Annotated in this window: 16 protein-coding genes; 6 read left to right on the top strand and 10 right to left on the bottom strand. The window is 60.3% G+C overall.

Features of this window, described 5'->3' with window-relative positions; translation table 11 throughout:
- Nucleotides 1–97 precede the first annotated feature (97 nt).
- On the top strand, nucleotides 98–715 hold the full coding sequence (locus O8B93_RS19710; protein ID WP_269711594.1) for a 3'-5' exonuclease: 618 nt from the start codon (nucleotides 98–100) through the stop codon (nucleotides 713–715).
- On the opposite strand, the gene O8B93_RS19705 is transcribed toward O8B93_RS19710, so the two are convergent.
- Complete coding sequence (locus O8B93_RS19705) at nucleotides 712–1,584, bottom strand: LysR family transcriptional regulator (RefSeq protein WP_269711593.1); 873 nt, start codon at nucleotides 1,582–1,584, stop codon at nucleotides 712–714. The genes O8B93_RS19710 and O8B93_RS19705 overlap by 4 nt on opposite strands.
- A gap of 132 nt (nucleotides 1,585–1,716) precedes the next feature.
- On the opposite strand from O8B93_RS19705, the gene O8B93_RS19700 reads away from it, so the two are divergent.
- The gene (locus O8B93_RS19700; protein WP_269711592.1) at nucleotides 1,717–3,237 is read left to right on the top strand and encodes an MFS transporter; all 1,521 of its coding nucleotides are present in this window, start codon (nucleotides 1,717–1,719) and stop codon (nucleotides 3,235–3,237) included.
- Between the two features lie 137 nt (nucleotides 3,238–3,374).
- On the opposite strand, the gene O8B93_RS19695 is transcribed toward O8B93_RS19700, so the two are convergent.
- From O8B93_RS19695 to O8B93_RS19655, 9 genes are all read right to left on the bottom strand, one after another.
- On the bottom strand, nucleotides 3,375–3,659 hold the full coding sequence (locus O8B93_RS19695; RefSeq protein ID WP_269711591.1) for a copper-binding protein: 285 nt from the start codon (nucleotides 3,657–3,659) through the stop codon (nucleotides 3,375–3,377).
- 23 nt (nucleotides 3,660–3,682) lie between these two features.
- Nucleotides 3,683–4,159: a cupredoxin domain-containing protein gene (locus O8B93_RS19690; RefSeq protein WP_269711590.1), complete on the bottom strand. Its 477-nt coding sequence runs from the start codon at nucleotides 4,157–4,159 to the stop codon at nucleotides 3,683–3,685.
- A 54-nt stretch (nucleotides 4,160–4,213) separates the two neighbouring features.
- The gene (locus tag O8B93_RS19685) at nucleotides 4,214–5,563 is read right to left on the bottom strand and encodes a multicopper oxidase family protein (protein WP_269711589.1); all 1,350 of its coding nucleotides are present in this window, start codon (nucleotides 5,561–5,563) and stop codon (nucleotides 4,214–4,216) included.
- 14 nt (nucleotides 5,564–5,577) lie between these two features.
- Nucleotides 5,578–7,056, bottom strand: a complete 1,479-nt coding sequence (locus tag O8B93_RS19680; protein ID WP_269711588.1) for a TolC family protein — start codon at nucleotides 7,054–7,056, stop codon at nucleotides 5,578–5,580.
- Nucleotides 7,053–7,283: a hypothetical protein gene (locus O8B93_RS19675; RefSeq protein ID WP_269711587.1), complete on the bottom strand. Its 231-nt coding sequence runs from the start codon at nucleotides 7,281–7,283 to the stop codon at nucleotides 7,053–7,055. Before O8B93_RS19675 ends, O8B93_RS19680 begins: the two co-directional genes overlap by 4 nt.
- Nucleotides 7,284–7,370: 87 nt before the next feature.
- Nucleotides 7,371–7,781 (bottom strand): hypothetical protein, encoded by a 411-nt coding sequence (locus tag O8B93_RS19670; protein ID WP_269711586.1) that lies wholly within the window; start codon nucleotides 7,779–7,781, stop codon nucleotides 7,371–7,373.
- 96 nt (nucleotides 7,782–7,877) lie between these two features.
- Nucleotides 7,878–8,807 (bottom strand): hypothetical protein, encoded by a 930-nt coding sequence (locus O8B93_RS19665; protein ID WP_269711585.1) that lies wholly within the window; start codon nucleotides 8,805–8,807, stop codon nucleotides 7,878–7,880.
- A gap of 84 nt (nucleotides 8,808–8,891) precedes the next feature.
- A complete protein-coding gene (locus O8B93_RS19660; protein WP_269711584.1) occupies nucleotides 8,892–9,791 on the bottom strand; it encodes a helix-turn-helix transcriptional regulator in 900 nt (299 codons plus the stop codon).
- 99 nt (nucleotides 9,792–9,890) lie between these two features.
- Nucleotides 9,891–10,337 carry an acetyltransferase gene (locus O8B93_RS19655; RefSeq protein ID WP_269711583.1) on the bottom strand — a complete coding sequence of 149 codons (447 nt, stop codon included), beginning with the start codon at nucleotides 10,335–10,337 and terminating at the stop codon, nucleotides 9,891–9,893.
- 234 nt (nucleotides 10,338–10,571) lie between these two features.
- Between O8B93_RS19655 and bioB the strand changes: the two genes are divergently transcribed.
- From bioB to O8B93_RS19635, 4 genes are read left to right on the top strand one after another with little or no spacing between them, the layout of a single operon-like run.
- Nucleotides 10,572–11,591, top strand: a complete 1,020-nt coding sequence (gene bioB, locus O8B93_RS19650) for a biotin synthase BioB (RefSeq protein WP_269711582.1) — start codon at nucleotides 10,572–10,574, stop codon at nucleotides 11,589–11,591.
- Nucleotides 11,588–12,733, top strand: coding sequence for an 8-amino-7-oxononanoate synthase (locus O8B93_RS19645; protein WP_269711581.1), 1,146 nt, complete (start codon nucleotides 11,588–11,590; stop codon nucleotides 12,731–12,733). The genes bioB and O8B93_RS19645 overlap by 4 nt, the downstream gene beginning before the upstream one ends.
- Nucleotides 12,730–13,368, top strand: a complete 639-nt coding sequence (gene bioD, locus O8B93_RS19640) for a dethiobiotin synthase (protein ID WP_269711580.1) — start codon at nucleotides 12,730–12,732, stop codon at nucleotides 13,366–13,368. Before O8B93_RS19645 ends, bioD begins: the two co-directional genes overlap by 4 nt.
- A complete protein-coding gene (locus O8B93_RS19635; protein WP_269711579.1) occupies nucleotides 13,365–14,657 on the top strand; it encodes an adenosylmethionine--8-amino-7-oxononanoate transaminase in 1,293 nt (430 codons plus the stop codon). Before bioD ends, O8B93_RS19635 begins: the two co-directional genes overlap by 4 nt.
- The last annotated feature ends 16 nt before the right edge of the window (nucleotides 14,658–14,673 follow it).

Raw genomic sequence — 14,673 nt, 5'->3', positions numbered from 1 at the left:
GCCCGCCACACTCGATGATGTGGGACTGCTATTGAATTTGACATGGGGTCGCCACTTCCGGTTCCGGCTGACCTATTTTTTGGCGGGAGAGCCATCGATGAAAAAGGCAATCATATTCGACTGCGAGTTCCTCTGCCTGGAGGGGTCGCAACGCAGATTCTGGTGTGCGGCCCATGATCCCGATCCCGTCATCGCGCAGATCGGTGCCGTCAAGCTCGGGCTGGAGGGTGGATTTCCGCTTCTGGAGACCTATAAGGTCCTTGTCTCTCCGGTCGACCGTCATGGCAGGCGATATGCGATCGATCCGTTCTTCACCAGGCTGACGGGTATCACCGAGGAGATCATCAAGGCGGAAGGCGTTCCTCTGCAGGATGCCCTCTCAAGCTTCGACAGCTTCTCCGAAGGTGCCCAATGCTGGTCATGGGGCAAGGACGAGTTGAACATGATGGCGATCAGCACTTATGTCGCGGGTATCCAGCCGCCCATGCCTGCCCGTCGCTTCGACAATGCCGTCAGGCTCCTGCTTGCGGCGGGGATGCCGGTCGAGGATCTGGCGAAAACGCCCAGCAACAATCTTGCCGACTATTACGGCGTAGAGCATCCGCCTTTGCAGGGCCACGATGCGCTTGATGATGCACTTTCAGTTTCTTATGCCCTGCAACATCTCCTGCGGAGCGGAAAGTTGAAGCCGGACGAATTCGCGCTCGTCGCTTAGCCGATATCAGGCGGAATTACCCCCGGCCGGTGCTCGCGAAAGGCGGCGGCAAGTGTACGCAACGCTTCGCGGGATCTGCTGTCGGTCAGGGTCGAAAACATGATGATTTCGCTGGAGGGCAGAGGCGGCAGGCCAAAGCGCTGGCTGACCTCGACCGTACCGGGCGGCGCAAGACGGCAGGAAAAGACGGAAATCGCAAGCCCGGCCGAGACGGCTGCGGTCACCATCGACGATGTGCCACCGAGAAACACCTCCGTCCAGGCCATCGCCGCCGCGTCCAGGGCATGGGTGGCGATGTTGCGTACGCCACAGGCGGGTGAAAGTGCCGCCAGCCTGAGCGGTTCGCCCTGACGATGTTCGAATTGCGGGGTTGCGTACCAGCCAAAATGTTCCGGTCCGAGCACCTCACCATCGCGCCGGTCGTCCTCGCGCCGGATGATGGCCGCATCGATTTCACCACGGTCAAAAGCATCGAGCAGGGAGCGGGAATGGTCCATCCGCACCTCAATCGTAAGGCCGGGGTCGTGGTCGTTGAGCCGCGCGAGAAGCGTCGGCACCTCTGGCCCCGCCACATGTGCGGCAATGCCGAGGCCGAAACGGCGGCGCGGCGAGGAAAGGCCTGCCAGTGCCCGGTCATGCGCCGCGAGAAATTCGCGTGCGGGTGCAAGAAACACCGCCCCTTGGGCGGACAGGCGCACCGAACGTGGTGTTCTTTCGAGCAGCCGCTGGCCAAGCCTGTCTTCCAGCCGTTTGAGCTTGACGCTGATGGCGCCCTGTGTGGTGCCCAGCGTTTCCGCGGCGCGGGTGAAGCTCTGCAGATCGGCGATGGTGACGAAGGCCTCGACGGCTTCCACATCCAGCGTGCTCATCTCGGTCATTCCAATTTGTTGTCTCTGAAATAGTCAATCATCCAATTCCGTTATGGTCAAGTCTTGACTAGTTTGCCTTCGGTTTATTGAGCGGATGTCGCCCGTGCGCCTCCACCCACGAAAGGCTGAAGAATGACCCTTGCTGTTACCGAACAAGCGGGCAGCAGAAGCGCCATGGCGCTCGCTGCCGTTTGTCTCTCCGCCCTGATGTTCGGACTGGAAATTTCCAGTGTTCCGGCAATCCTGCCCACACTTGAGGAGGTGTTGCAGGCGGATTTCCGCCAGCTTCAGTGGATCATGAACGCCTATACGATCGGCGTGACCATGGTGTTGATGGCGACGGGGGCGCTGGCCGACCGCTTCGGCCGCAAACGCGTCTTTATTGCCAGTATTGCTGCTTTTGCTCTTTCTTCCCTCGCCTGCGGAATGACGCAGAATGTTTCCGTGCTGATCGGTGCCCGTTTCCTTCAGGGCTTGAGCGGCGGGGCGATGCTGGTGTGCCAGATCGCCATCCTGTCGCACCAGTTCCGCACGGCCCGGGAGCGTGGCATGGCGTTCGGCTGGTGGGGCATCGTCTCCGGCGTGGGGCTGGGTTTCGGCCCGATCATCGGCGGTGCCATCGTCGCGCTGTGGAGCTGGGAATGGGTGTTCCTCGTTCATGTGGTGCTCGGCATCGTGACGTGGCTACTCGCCACGGGCGGCGTGGGAGAATCGCGTGATCCGGAGGCGGCACGTCTTGATCTTGCCGGCATGGCAACGCTTTCGGCCGCCGTCTTTTGCCTTGCCTTTTTCATCACGCAGGGACCCGAGCTCGGTTTCGCGAGCCCGATGGCGCTTCTTATCCTCGGGGTATCGGTTGCGAGCTTCATTGCCTTCTTCATCGCTGAAAAGCTAACGCCGAGACCGATGTTCGATTTCTCCGTGTTCCGCATCCGGCCTTTTTCCGGGGCGATCATCGGTTCGGCGGCGATGAATATCAGCTTCTGGCCGTTCATGATCTATCTGCCGATCTGGTTTCAGGCCGGCCTCGGTTATGACAGCGTCACCGCCGGCCTCGGCCTTCTTGCCTATACGCTGCCGGCGCTGGTAGTGCCGCCGCTCGCGGAGCGCCTGTCGTTGCGTTATCAGCCGCGCCTCGTCATTCCGGTCGGATTGTTCACCATCGGCCTGGGTTTCATGCTGATGAAGATCGGAAGCGGCATCGAAAATGCCAGCTGGCTCACCATGCTGCCCGGCTGCATCCTTGCCGGCATCGGGCTTGGCTTGACCAATACGCCGGTCACCAACACCACCACGGGCGCGGTTCCCCCCGCCCGCTCCGGCATGGCGTCCGGCATCGACATGAGCGCCCGCATGGTCTCGCTTGCCATCAACATCCCCATCATGGGCTTCATTCTGGTGGAGGGCGTCCGGGCTTCGCTGCAGGCAAATCTGCCTGACGGCACGGATATGAATGCCTTGCAATCGCTTGCGAAAAAGATTGCGGCGGGAACCGCCCGAGCATCGGCGCGGGGCGTTTCGGAAACGCTCGTTCATCAGGCGCTTGCAGATGGTTTTGGTCTGGTCATGCTTTATGCGGGCGTCGGTGTCTGGCTGCTTGCCTGGCTCAGTTTCGTGGTCTTTGGCCCGGCGCGAAAATCGGCGCGGGATTAAAATCGGAACCCGCAAAAGGGAAGGGGCGAGTTGCCTCGCCGAGCAATGACATTTCCGAGGTCAACACGCCAAATATAGCAAGGGCAGCGAAAGACCGCTGCCCTTGCTGGTTTCTTCGAGACACAATTGTCGCGGTCCTATTTCACCTGCGCAACAACCAGCTTACCGTCTGCACGTTCGGCGACGAACTCGATATTTGCGCCTTCCTTGAGCTTGGCGAGCAGGGCATCGTCCTTGATGCGGAACACCATCGTCATGGCCGGCATGTCGAGGTTCTTCAGCGCTTCATGGATGATGGTAACCTTCTTGGCCTCAGCATCCACCTTCTTCACCGTACCCTTGGTGAATTCCTGGGCGAAGGCGCTGAAGGGAGCGGTGAGCAGGAGTGCTGCGGCGAGGGTGATGTTAACGATGGTTTTCATGGTCGTGATCCTTGTTGAATGGGTTACTTTGCCGAAACTTTGAGATCGCCGCGCATGCCGGCTTCGTAATGCCCGGGTTTCAGGCAGGCGAATTCGAACATGCCGTCATTGGTGAATTTCCAGATGATTTCGCCGCTTTCGCCCGGCGCGAGGCTGATGGCGTTCGGATTGTCATGTTCCATCTCCGGAGCCTTCGCCATGGCGGCTTTGTGCTCCAGATTGGCCTTCTGTTCGTCGAGGATGAATTCATGGTCCAGCTCGCCGATGTTCTTCACGGCAAAACGCACGGTTTTGCCCTTCTTGAATTCGAACTTGCCGGGGGTGAAGATCATCTTGCCATCGGGCGTTTCTTTCATCGTCACCTGAATGGTCTGGGTCACCTTGGCCTTGTCGCCGGGTTGGCCGATCGCCATTGCTTCATGGCCGCCGCCGTGGGTGCCTGATGCGAAGGCTGGCGTGGCGAGGGCAGCGATAAGCAGTGCAAGTTTCAGTCTGATCATGTCATTGTTCCTTGGTTCTAATGGAGTTGGGGTTCTGGTGTCGTTGGGTCGTATTCAGCCGTGTTTCATCGGTTGCGGCGTGATCTGCGTTTTGGGGTCGGTGTTTTTCTGCGTATCCGGCAGCTCGCCGGTCCATTCCCACGCCTGGGTGCCGGGTGGGTTTTCGTACCAGCCGGGATCGGTGTAATCTCCCGCGGAGATGCCTTCGCGAACCTTCACCACGGAGAACATGCCGCCCATTTCGATTGGGCCGTGTGGCCCCCAGCCCGTCATCATGGGGACGGTGTTTTCAGGGATTTCCATTTCCATCGCGCCCATGTCGGCCATGCCGGCGGTGCCCATCGGCATATATTCCGGCCGGACCTTGCGGATCTTTTCGGTGACGGTTTTTTTGTCGACGCCGATGAAGGTGGGGACATCATGTCCCATGGCATTCATGGTATGGTGCGACTTGTGGCAATGGATCGCCCAGTCGCCGACATATTTGGCGTCGAATTCATAGGCTCGCATGGCACCGACGGGGATATCGATGCTGACCTCCGGCCAGCGCGCTTCCGGCCGCACCCAGCCGCCATCCGTGCAGGTCACTTCGAAATCGTAACCGTGCATATGGATCGGGTGGTTGGTCATGGTCAGATTGCCAACCCGCACGCGCACCCGGTCATCCTTGGAAACCACCAGCGGATCGATGCCTGGAAACACCCGGCTGTTCCATGCCCACAGATTAAAATCCGTCATCGTCATGATTTTGGGGACGGAGGCACCGGGATTGATATCGAAGGCGTTGAGCAGGAACACGAAATCGCGGTCCACGGGCATGAAGGCCGGGTCCTTCGGATGGATGACGAAAAAGCCCATCATGCCCATCGCCATCTGCACCATCTCGTCCGAATGCGGATGGTACATGAAGGTGCCTGATTTCACGAGGTCGAACTCGTAAACGAAGGTCTTGCCGACGGGGATATGCGGCTGCGACAGACCGCCCACGCCGTCCATGCCTGAAGGCAGGATCATGCCGTGCCAGTGGATGGTCGTATGTTCCGGCAGCTTGTTGGTCACGAAAATACGCACCCGGTCGCCTTCGACGGCCTCGATGGTCGGGCCGGGAGACTGGCCGTTATAACCCCAGAGACGAGCGGTCATGCCCTCGGCCATTTCGCGCTCCACCGGCTCGGCGACAAGGTGGAATTCCTTAACGCCGTTGTTCATCTGGAAGGGCAGGGTCCAGCCGTTGAGGGTGACGACGGGATTGTAATCGGGGCCGGTGGTGGGCTTCACCGGCGCCTGCGTCGCCGCCGTTTCCATCACCGCCGCTTCGGGCAGGCTGCTGTTGGAGGTTTTCGCCCAGGCCGCCGAGGAGACCATCGCGGCGCTGACGCCCAGAAGTTGTCTTCTATTGAACATGGTCTTTTCCTTTCTCAATGTCCGCCACCGCCGCCACCGGAAGCGGCGGCAACCTCGGTCTCTCCGCCAGCCGCGCCTGCGCCACCGCCATAAATGGCGGGGGCGAGGCCGGCTTCGGCGAGCCAGAAGTCGCGTTTGGCATCGATGGCGAGCAGGTTCGAATTAACCTTCTCGCGGCTGTCGGCCAGCAGCTCGAAAGTGTTGGTGAGCATGCCGTTATAGGTCAGCAGCGACTCTTCCTCGATCTTCGTGCGCAGCGGCACAACGCTGTTGCGGTAATGCCGGGCGATATCGTAGTTCGAGCGATAGGCCTGATAGGCGGAGCGAGCTTCCGAGCGGATATTGACCGCTTTTTCGGCCAGCAGATTGGCGGCGCGCATATAAGCGAGTTCGGATTCCCGCATGCGGGCCTGACCGGAATCGAAGATCGGAATGACGAATTCCAGTTCGGCGCGGCCGGTGGTCTGTTTTTCGATGCCGTCTTCATCCCTTTCGCGCTCGGTCTCGAAACCGGAACGGAGGCCGAGATCGGTGACGTATCGGGTCGCTTCGGTGAGCTTGAATGACCGTGCCGTCGCCTCCAGATCGAGCTTGGCCATCTGCAGATCGACGCGGCGTTGCAGGGCTTCGGCCTCGATCATGTCGCGTTGGGCCAGTGCCTTGGGAAGCGGCGGCAGGCGATTGGGGATGCTGTATTCTATATCCGCTCCCCAAAGTCCCATCAGCCGGGTCAGTTCCTCCTTGGCAAGACGGGCTTCCAGACGCGCCTTGGCGATTTGTCCGGTCAACTCGGCATAAAAGACCTGCTCACGGGCCTGGCCTTCCTTGTTCAGCGCACCTGACTCGCCAAGCTTCCTGGCGAGTTCCGAGGCTGCATCCGCCGCGGTCTGTGCCTGTGCCAGCTGGCCGACATTCTCGAAGGCGGCAACAGCATTGATCCATGCGCGACGGGTATCCGCAGCCAGTTGCAGGGTGTTGAGCGCAGCACCAAGCTGTGCCTTGCGGAAACCGGTATCGGCAATTTCGACATTCTTTTTGAGGGTGGCGAGCGCCAGAATATTGGTGGCAATGACACCTTCTATCGCCTTGTAGGCCCTGAGACCCGGCGTGCCGATCCCCGTCAGCCCTATGCCGACCGTTGGGTTGACCAGCATGGTCGATTGCCATGCGGTTGCGGCCGATTCACCGAGATCGGCATAGGCCGCCTGCAGGCCCTTGTTGTTCAGCAGCGCCACCTGCACCGCCGTCTCGGCATCAAGGGTCTTGCTGGCCGCCATCAGCGACTTGACACGGGCCTGTGTTGCCTGCGCTTCGGCCCGGTTCTGTACCCAGACTGTCTGCTTTCCGGTCGCCTCTGATGTCTTTGCCGAGACATTGCTGAAACCGGCATCGCGGGAGGCATATTGCGCGGCTGTGACACAGCCGCTGAGAAAAACCGGCACGGATAGAACGGCTGCGAGTTTTGCTCCGAGTTTGAATGCCTGTCGTGTCATGATGCGTCTCCTTTCGGAGCCTGCGCATCGTTCTGGTTACGCCAGGGTTTTGGATCGACCGGCATGCGGGCGGTATAACCCGAAACCGGGGTCTGGTAGCGGGGAGGGGCGACGCCAAGCGTCGGGTTTGCCGCGTCGTTATAGGATGCGGCGTCATTCATCATGGATGTGGCTGTGCAGCCTCCCAGAAGCAGGGGTGCCGCGACCACAATATGGATCGGGTTCATGGGTGTTTTCCAAACAGGAGATGCAGCGGCGCGGCGGCGCTAAAGCCGCTCACGCACGGTCATTGCCCAAAGGCGGGCTTTGCCTGTTCAGATATTAGGCGGACGGTGCAGCAGCGGGCTCTGGCCCGGTGCCTTGCTGTCGTCGGGGAAGGAACGGATGCTGCTGACAACGGGCATACCAGCGGTGTCGTGGCCGATCAGAACCGCCATGCCGAGACAGAAATCGCCGCAACATTGCGGCTTCGCGGGCTTTTTGGCGCCGCTGTCATTGTCGGCCATGTCGTGGTTATGGTGATTGTCTGATGTCATGGCGGAACCGCCATGATCCATCATCTTGCCGTGATCCATCATGGCGGATTGATCGTGCTGCATTCCCCCGGCGTCGGAACCATGCATTGCGGCGTTGACGGTGGAAACGCTGTAGCCGGCCAGTGATAGGATCATCACCAGTCTAAACAACAGGGCCAGCAATTTCGATGCTCGCAACGTTTCACGCATGATCTTTAGAAAAACCGCTGTCCCGTGATTTGTCAATGGATATACTTCATAACCATTGATGAAAATCTTGTTGTGAGGCCGAATATCGCTTCTGTCTCATACGAAATCGATGAAGGCTTCATCGAGGATGAGCAGCTTGCGGGCCTGTGTGCGGGCATATTCCTCGTAAAAACTCTGCGAAATCCACAATGCGGAGCGGCCACGCCGTCCGGTCCAGCCAATGCCGCCGATCAGTTCGGCTGCCGCAAGCTTGCGACCGACATGGATACGGGACAGGGAGAGGGATGTGGCCAGTTGGGTCACGGTTTCCACGTCGGTCAGACGTCTGCCCTGTTCGGGCGGCCTCTCCCAGTCGATGCCGGCGATAAGGCGGTCCATCAGCAGTCCGCCCGCATCGAACCAGTTGAAGATGATGGAAAGCGGGCCGGGGCAGCGTACTTCCGGATGGGATAGAAACGCCTGTGATACGCGGGGGTGGATATGTGGAAGCATGGCCTGCGACCGCTTGATGAAACGTGATGCCCTGAAGCCCTCATCGAGCAGGTCCAGCGCCTGAAAATGCACGTCGTACCATTGGGCGAGCATGGCGAGGGCCGGCGGTGAAGGAACGACGCCTGCGGTTTGCTCTTCGGTGGCATCTGCCGGCTGTGTCAGCCCGCGTTTCAGCGCCTCTTTGAAGAAGGCATAAGCCACACCATGACTGGCGAGCCCATGCCGGAGCGCCAGATGGCCGAAATCTTCACGTGTCAGGGCGGCCTCTCCCTCTCTGGTTTCACAGGCGCCGCATTTCTGAAAATAGAGCGCCAGAAGCGCGTGGCAAAGAAGCCGGTTCTGGCGCGTCGCAAAAAGCGCGGTCATTGCGGGCGAGCCTTCGTAGAGGGTGATGAAACTTCCCGCCAGCAGGCGCAATGCGGCTGCGAATGGTTCCTTCTGCAGCATCGCCTCTATCTCGCAGGGTGCTGGCCCACGGCGATCGGCTGTCGCGACCGGCAACTGGGAAATCGCAAAGTCGAAAAAATTGGTCATGGGCTGCGCTCCGGAATGGGATGGTCTACGGGCCTTACAGGAGCTGAAATGGCGCGTCTTCTCATTGCGCGCAGAGGTAAAATTTTAAGCCGGCGATATATTCCAGAGGCGGGCTTCACGCGGTGTCATGCCGTAGGTGCTGGCGAAGACCCGGTAAAAGGTGGCGAGGCTGTCGAAGCCGCAACCATAGGCGATCTGCGTGACCGGCAAGGCGGGAAATTCCAGCAGCAATCGCTTCGCCTCCTCGACCCGCATTGAAGAAAGTGTGCGGGAAAAAGACAGTTCCGCGCCTTCGAAGACGACATGCAATTGCCGCAGCGAAATGCCGAGTTCCCTCGCCACCGCAGCTGGCGAAAGCTCCTGCCGCGCCTTTTTCCGCATCATGATTTCCTGGGCCGCATAACAAAGCCCTGTCCTGAGTGCTGCGCGCACCTCCGGCATGGCGGGCGATAGCCGCCCCCGCACCGCCATGGCCAGCCGGGCGATATGCGCCACGTCGCGGGCGGGATCGATGAGCCTGCCATGATCGGCGTTCAACGCATCAAAAAGCGCCCGGAAGGGGCGGGAAACGGCGGTATTTTCCGCATAACGTGTGGCAAACAGGTCGTCGGCCGGCTGGCCGAGCATGACCTCGTAGTCCACGGGAATCTTCAGCATCTTGTAGTGAAAATCCGCCTCGTCGCCCGGTATCGCGTCGTAGGGCAGGTCGGAATAGTTGATGGTGATATCGCCGCCGCTAACGTTGTGAACCCGGTCCCGGCCGGCATGTAAAAGCCCCGAACCCCTCACCTGCAGGCCGATGCAGAGGCTGTCGCCGGCAATGCGGGCAATATCGGCTTCCGTGCGGTTCACCCGGTAAGAGGAGGCATGCATTTCGGTTACGACCGCGCCGGCCAGCGCCCGCGCCTGAAACGAACCCTTGAAGCTGTGGCGGAGATCCCGTGCCAGTTCGATGGTCACGCCGAACAGGCTTTTGCCGCGCACCTCCCGCCATTGGTCGAAGCGGTGCTCGGGCAGAAAATCATCGGTTGCGAAACGGATGATGGTGTTCGTGGCCTTGTCCTCCCCGACGATGCCGGCGGTCTATTTTTCCGTTGCGCGAAATCGAAGATGTACGAGCGGATAGGGTCGCCCCTGTCCGTCGAGGTCGGAGCGTCCCGTCGGCTCGAAACCCAGCCGGCGATAAAAGCCCAGCGCTTCGCCGTTCTGCTCGTTGACATCGGTGGTCAGCGCGGGATGAAGCGCGAGCGCGCTCTGCACCAGAGCCTTGCCGATGCCTTTGCCGTGGTGGTCCGGATCGATGAAAAGCGCCTCCATATGCCCTTCATGCAGAAACATGAAGCCGAGGGCATGGTTCGAATCATCGACGGCGAGCATCAGCGGCGCCTGCGGTAGGAAAGCCCTGACTTCTTCACCAATTGCGGCGCGATCTGCCGGAAGCAGGAAGCTATGGGTCGCATCGACAGCCCTGCTCCATATGTCGAGGATACGGGTCGCGTCGCGGCTGGTGGAGGCACGAAGTGTCATCATGCTCCAACCCTTAGCAATTGCGATCTTTTCGCGCCATGGGCCGGCGCGATCTTTTCGTGAGCATGTGCGTACTCAATGAATTTCTACGGAAAAACGTGGTGTGTCCGACCGCGCTTGATCCTGTCTGTCTTTGGTGACGGAAGACTCTCTCGAAAAAAGTGCTTGCAAAATGCCATCCGAAAAAAATAGATAAAAATAACTTCTATCTATTTATTTTGGGAAAGAGGTCGAGATATGGACCAGCTTGCGACGCAGATTGACGGAAAACCGGCCCTGATTCCGGCAATTGAAACGAACTCTTCCCTTGAGGAGGCGAAAATTATCTATAATTTACCATTTAACGATCTCCTGTTCCGTGCCCAACAGGTGCATCGCTGTCATTTCGATCCCAATGCCATCCAGATGAGCCGGCTTTTATCGATCAAGACAGGCGGCTGCCCTGAAGATTGCAGCTATTGCAGCCAGTCCGCCCGCAATCCCACCGGTCTGAAGGCCTCCAAGCTCATGGAAGTGGAGCGGGTGCTGGCCGAGGCGCGCAAGGCGAAGGAGGGCGGGGCGACGCGTTATTGCATGGGTGCGGCCTGGCGTAATCCAAAGGAGCGCGACATGGAGGCCGTGGTCGCCATGGTCGAGGGCGTAAAGGCGCTCGGCATGGAAACCTGCATGACGCTCGGCATGCTGACGCCCGAACAATCGGAACGGCTGGCCGATGCCGGGCTGGATTATTACAATCACAACGTCGACACATCAGAGCGGTTCTATTCCGAGATCATCACCACCCGCACCTTCGAGGACCGACTTGAGACGCTCGCCAATGTCCGCGATGCCGGCATCAAGGTCTGTGCCGGCGGCATTCTTGGCATGGGGGAAACGGTCGAAGACCGGATTTCGATGCTGGTGACGCTCGCCAACCTGCCGGTTCCGCCGGAAAGCGTGCCGATCAACATGCTGATCCCGATCCCGGGCTCGAAACTTGCCAATGCCGACCCCGTCGATCCGATCGATTTTGTCCGCACCATCGCGCTCGCCCGCATTCTGATGCCGCGTTCGCATGTGCGGCTTTCGGCCGGACGCACGGAGATGAGCGACGAGACGCAGGCGCTCTGTTTCCTGGCCGGTGCCAATTCCATCTTCATTGGCGAAACGTTGCTGACTGCGGATAATCCGGGTGAAGACCATGATACGGCGCTCTTCCGGCGGCTCGGGCTGAAACCGATGGAGTTGCAGCCTGTTGAGGTGGGAGGGTGCCGGTGACTGTTGCGGCGCTCTCTCCCTATGAGGCGAAGCTTGCCGGCCTTAGCCGCAAATCGCGCCTGCGTGCGCTTGCGCCCCGGGAGGGGATCGACTTCACCTCCAATGATTATCTCGGGCTTGCCGAGGCGCCGCGCCTGAAGGCGGCGATCGCTGACGCACTTGGCAAAGGCGTGCCGGTGGGTTCCGGCGGCTCACGGCTGTTGCGCGGCAACCACCCCGAGCACGAAGCGCTGGAAGCGGAAGCGGCGGCGTTTTTCGGGGCCGAAAAAGCGATATATTTCGACAGCGGTTTTGCCGCCAATGTCGCGCTTTTTTCCACCCTGCCGTTGCGGGACGATCTTGTGCTCCATGATGCCCTGATCCATGCCAGCGTGCATGGCGGCATTGCGGCGGGCAAGGCGAAGGCGTTGGCCGTGCCGCATAATGAGGTCGAGGTTTTCGAGCGGGAAATAATCCGCTGGCGGCAGGCGGGCGGTAGCGGTCGGCCCTGGATTGCGGTTGAGAGCCTTTATTCCATGGATGGCGATTGTGCGCCGCTTTCTGCCCTGGCCGATCTTGCCGAACGGCATGGCGGTCTTCTCGTCGTCGATGAAGCCCATGCCACCGGCGTCTTCGGCCCCGGTGGGCGTGGTCTTGCCGCGCAACTGGAAGGCCAGGGCAATGTGGTGGCGCTTCACACCTGCGGCAAGGCGCTTGGTGCCTCCGGCGCACTTTTGAGCCTGCCTGCGGTTCTTGCCAATTATCTCGTCAACCGCGCCCGCGGTTTCATCTATTCCACCGCACCTTCGCCGCTGATGGCGGCGGCGGTGCGGGAGGCCTTGCGCATCGTCGCGGACGAACCCTCACGGCGGTCGCGACTGGCCGAGTTGGTAAGCTTTGCCGGCGAAGAATTGCACCGCCGGCTGGGTGTGACACCCAGCGGTTCGCAGATCCTGCCGGTGATGATTGGCGACAATGCCCGCTCACTGAAGATTGCTGCACGTCTGCGGCAAGGCGGTTTCGATGTTCGGGCGATCCGCCCGCCAACGGTGCCGGAAGGTACGGCGCGGCTGCGCATCGCCATCACGCTCAATGTGGATGAAAGCCAGATTGCCGCCATGGTCGGGCTGCTCGCCGTTTCGATGCGGGAGGAAGCGGCATGAGCCTGCGTTTCGTGATTTCCGGCGCGGATACCGGCATCGGCAAGACGGTTTTTGCGGCGGCGCTCACCCACGCCCTTCAGGCCCATTACTGGAAGCCGGTGCAGTCAGGACTTGAGGAAGAAACCGACAGCGAGACGGTGGCAAGGCTCGCCGGCGTGCCGCACTCGCGCATCCTGCCGGAAGCCTATCGGCTAAAGACGCCTGCCTCGCCGCATCTTTCGGCGCGTCTCGACAATGTCACGATTGATCCCGCGCTTTTACAGCCGCCGCAACTGGACGGACCGCTTGTCATCGAAGGGGCGGGTGGGCTTCTGGTGCCGCTGACGGACAGGGTGCTCTTCGCCGATATCTTCGCCCGCTGGCAAATTCCGCTCATCCTGTGCGCCAGAACCGCGCTTGGCACCATCAACCACACGCTGCTGTCGCTCGAGGCGCTGCGAAATCGGGCCATTCCGGTGCATGGCGTGGTTTTCATCGGCGATGAAGACGGGGAAAACGAGCGCGTCATAACCGATATCGGCGCTGTTCGCCGGCTCGGCCGTTTGCCGCGCCTGCCTGATCTGACCGGAGGCGCGCTGCATCAGGCCTTCGCCCAACACTTCAATCTCGCTGATTTTCTGGAGGTGCCGGCATGAGCCGTTCCCCCGTCTGGCATCCTTTTACCCAGCATGGGCTGGAACCGCCGATGAAACGTGTGGTTTCAGCGGAAGGGGCGTTTCTGATGGATGAGGATGGCAATCGGCTGTTCGACGCCATTTCATCCTGGTGGGTCATTACCCATGGGCACCGGCATCCGGCAATCATGGCGGCCATCCACGCCGCGACCGAGACCCTGGATCAGGTCATTTTCGCCGAATTTTCCCATGAACCGGCAGAGACGCTCGCCCGTGGGCTGATCGAGCTTGCTCCTAGTGGATTAAGCCATGTGTTTTATTCCGATAGCGGCTCGACGGCGGTAGAGGTGGCGCTCAAAATGGCGCTCGGTTATTTCCACAATTGCGGTGAAAAGCGCGATCGCATCGTGGTGATGGAACATGGCTATCACGGCGATACGATCGGCACCATGTCGACAGGCGAGCGCGGCGTGTTCAACGCCGCCTATGAACCGCTGCTGTTCGGTGTCGACCGGTTGGCCTTTCCGGAAGCGGGCAGCGCACAGCGCACATTGGACATGTTCGAGGCCTTCTGCCGTTCGGGCCGTGTCGCCGCCCTGCTGATCGAGCCACTGGTGCTTGGGGCCGGCGGTATGAAAGTCTACGCCGCTAATGTTCTGGCCGGGCTGAAACAGATTGCAGAACGCCATGGCTGTCTCGTCATCGCCGATGAGGTGATGACCGGCTGGGGCAGGATCGGGACGGTCTTTGCTTGCGAGCAGACGGCAATTTCACCGGATATTCTCTGCACCTCCAAGGGGCTGACCGGCGGTTCGCTGCCGCTGGCGGCAACGTTGTGCAGTGCGCAGATTTTCGATGCGCATTTTTCGACCGACCGCCGCAAGACCTTTTTTCACTCAAGTTCTTACACAGCCAATCCGATCGCCTGCGCCGCCGCCGTCGCCAATCTTCAGGTCTGGCGGGATGAACCAGTCCTCCAGCGCATCGGGCAAATACAACAGACGCTCGGCGATCATATCAGGCGCTTTGCCGATGATGGCCGTTTCGCCAACATCCGGCAGGCGGGCACCATCGCTGCGCTCGATCTCGTGGTGCCGGCCGGTGGTTATCTTTCCGAGGCAGGCCCACGCATGCGGCAGCTGTTCCGCGAGCGCGGCTTTCTCATCCGCCCGCTTGGCAACGTGCTTTACCTGATGCCGCCCTATTGCTCGACGGCTGACGATCTGACGCGCGCTTTCGACGTTATCGATGAGGTTGCCGGGATCGTTACCGACGTGGCATCGGCAAAATCTTACGGCGTCGGCAAATGAAAATGGCGATGTTCAG

The organism is Martinezella rhizogenes, assembly GCF_027460065.1.
Taxonomy (GTDB): domain Bacteria; phylum Pseudomonadota; class Alphaproteobacteria; order Rhizobiales; family Rhizobiaceae; genus Agrobacterium; species Agrobacterium rhizogenes_C.
The sequence above is the reverse complement of the archived record's forward strand: the minus strand, read 5'-3'. Positions and strand labels throughout refer to the sequence as shown.

Excerpts from the sequence above, each read along its gene's own strand:
- O8B93_RS19710 (WP_269711594.1), top strand. The coding sequence starts at position 98 with ATGAAAAAGGCAATCATATTCGACTGCGAGTTCCTCTGCCTGGAGGGG.
- O8B93_RS19705 (WP_269711593.1), bottom strand. The coding sequence starts at position 1,584 with ATGAGCACGCTGGATGTGGAAGCCGTCGAGGCCTTCGTCACCATCGCC.
- O8B93_RS19700 (WP_269711592.1), top strand. The coding sequence starts at position 1,717 with ATGACCCTTGCTGTTACCGAACAAGCGGGCAGCAGAAGCGCCATGGCG.
- O8B93_RS19695 (WP_269711591.1), bottom strand. The coding sequence starts at position 3,659 with ATGAAAACCATCGTTAACATCACCCTCGCCGCAGCACTCCTGCTCACC.
- O8B93_RS19690 (WP_269711590.1), bottom strand. The coding sequence starts at position 4,159 with ATGATCAGACTGAAACTTGCACTGCTTATCGCTGCCCTCGCCACGCCA.
- O8B93_RS19685 (WP_269711589.1), bottom strand. The coding sequence starts at position 5,563 with ATGTTCAATAGAAGACAACTTCTGGGCGTCAGCGCCGCGATGGTCTCC.
- O8B93_RS19680 (WP_269711588.1), bottom strand. The coding sequence starts at position 7,056 with ATGACACGACAGGCATTCAAACTCGGAGCAAAACTCGCAGCCGTTCTA.
- O8B93_RS19675 (WP_269711587.1), bottom strand. The coding sequence starts at position 7,283 with ATGAACCCGATCCATATTGTGGTCGCGGCACCCCTGCTTCTGGGAGGC.
- O8B93_RS19670 (WP_269711586.1), bottom strand. The coding sequence starts at position 7,781 with ATGCGTGAAACGTTGCGAGCATCGAAATTGCTGGCCCTGTTGTTTAGA.
- O8B93_RS19665 (WP_269711585.1), bottom strand. The coding sequence starts at position 8,807 with ATGACCAATTTTTTCGACTTTGCGATTTCCCAGTTGCCGGTCGCGACA.
- O8B93_RS19655 (WP_269711583.1), bottom strand. The coding sequence starts at position 10,337 with ATGATGACACTTCGTGCCTCCACCAGCCGCGACGCGACCCGTATCCTC.
- bioB (WP_269711582.1), top strand. The coding sequence starts at position 10,572 with ATGGACCAGCTTGCGACGCAGATTGACGGAAAACCGGCCCTGATTCCG.
- bioD (WP_269711580.1), top strand. The coding sequence starts at position 12,730 with ATGAGCCTGCGTTTCGTGATTTCCGGCGCGGATACCGGCATCGGCAAG.
- O8B93_RS19635 (WP_269711579.1), top strand. The coding sequence starts at position 13,365 with ATGAGCCGTTCCCCCGTCTGGCATCCTTTTACCCAGCATGGGCTGGAA.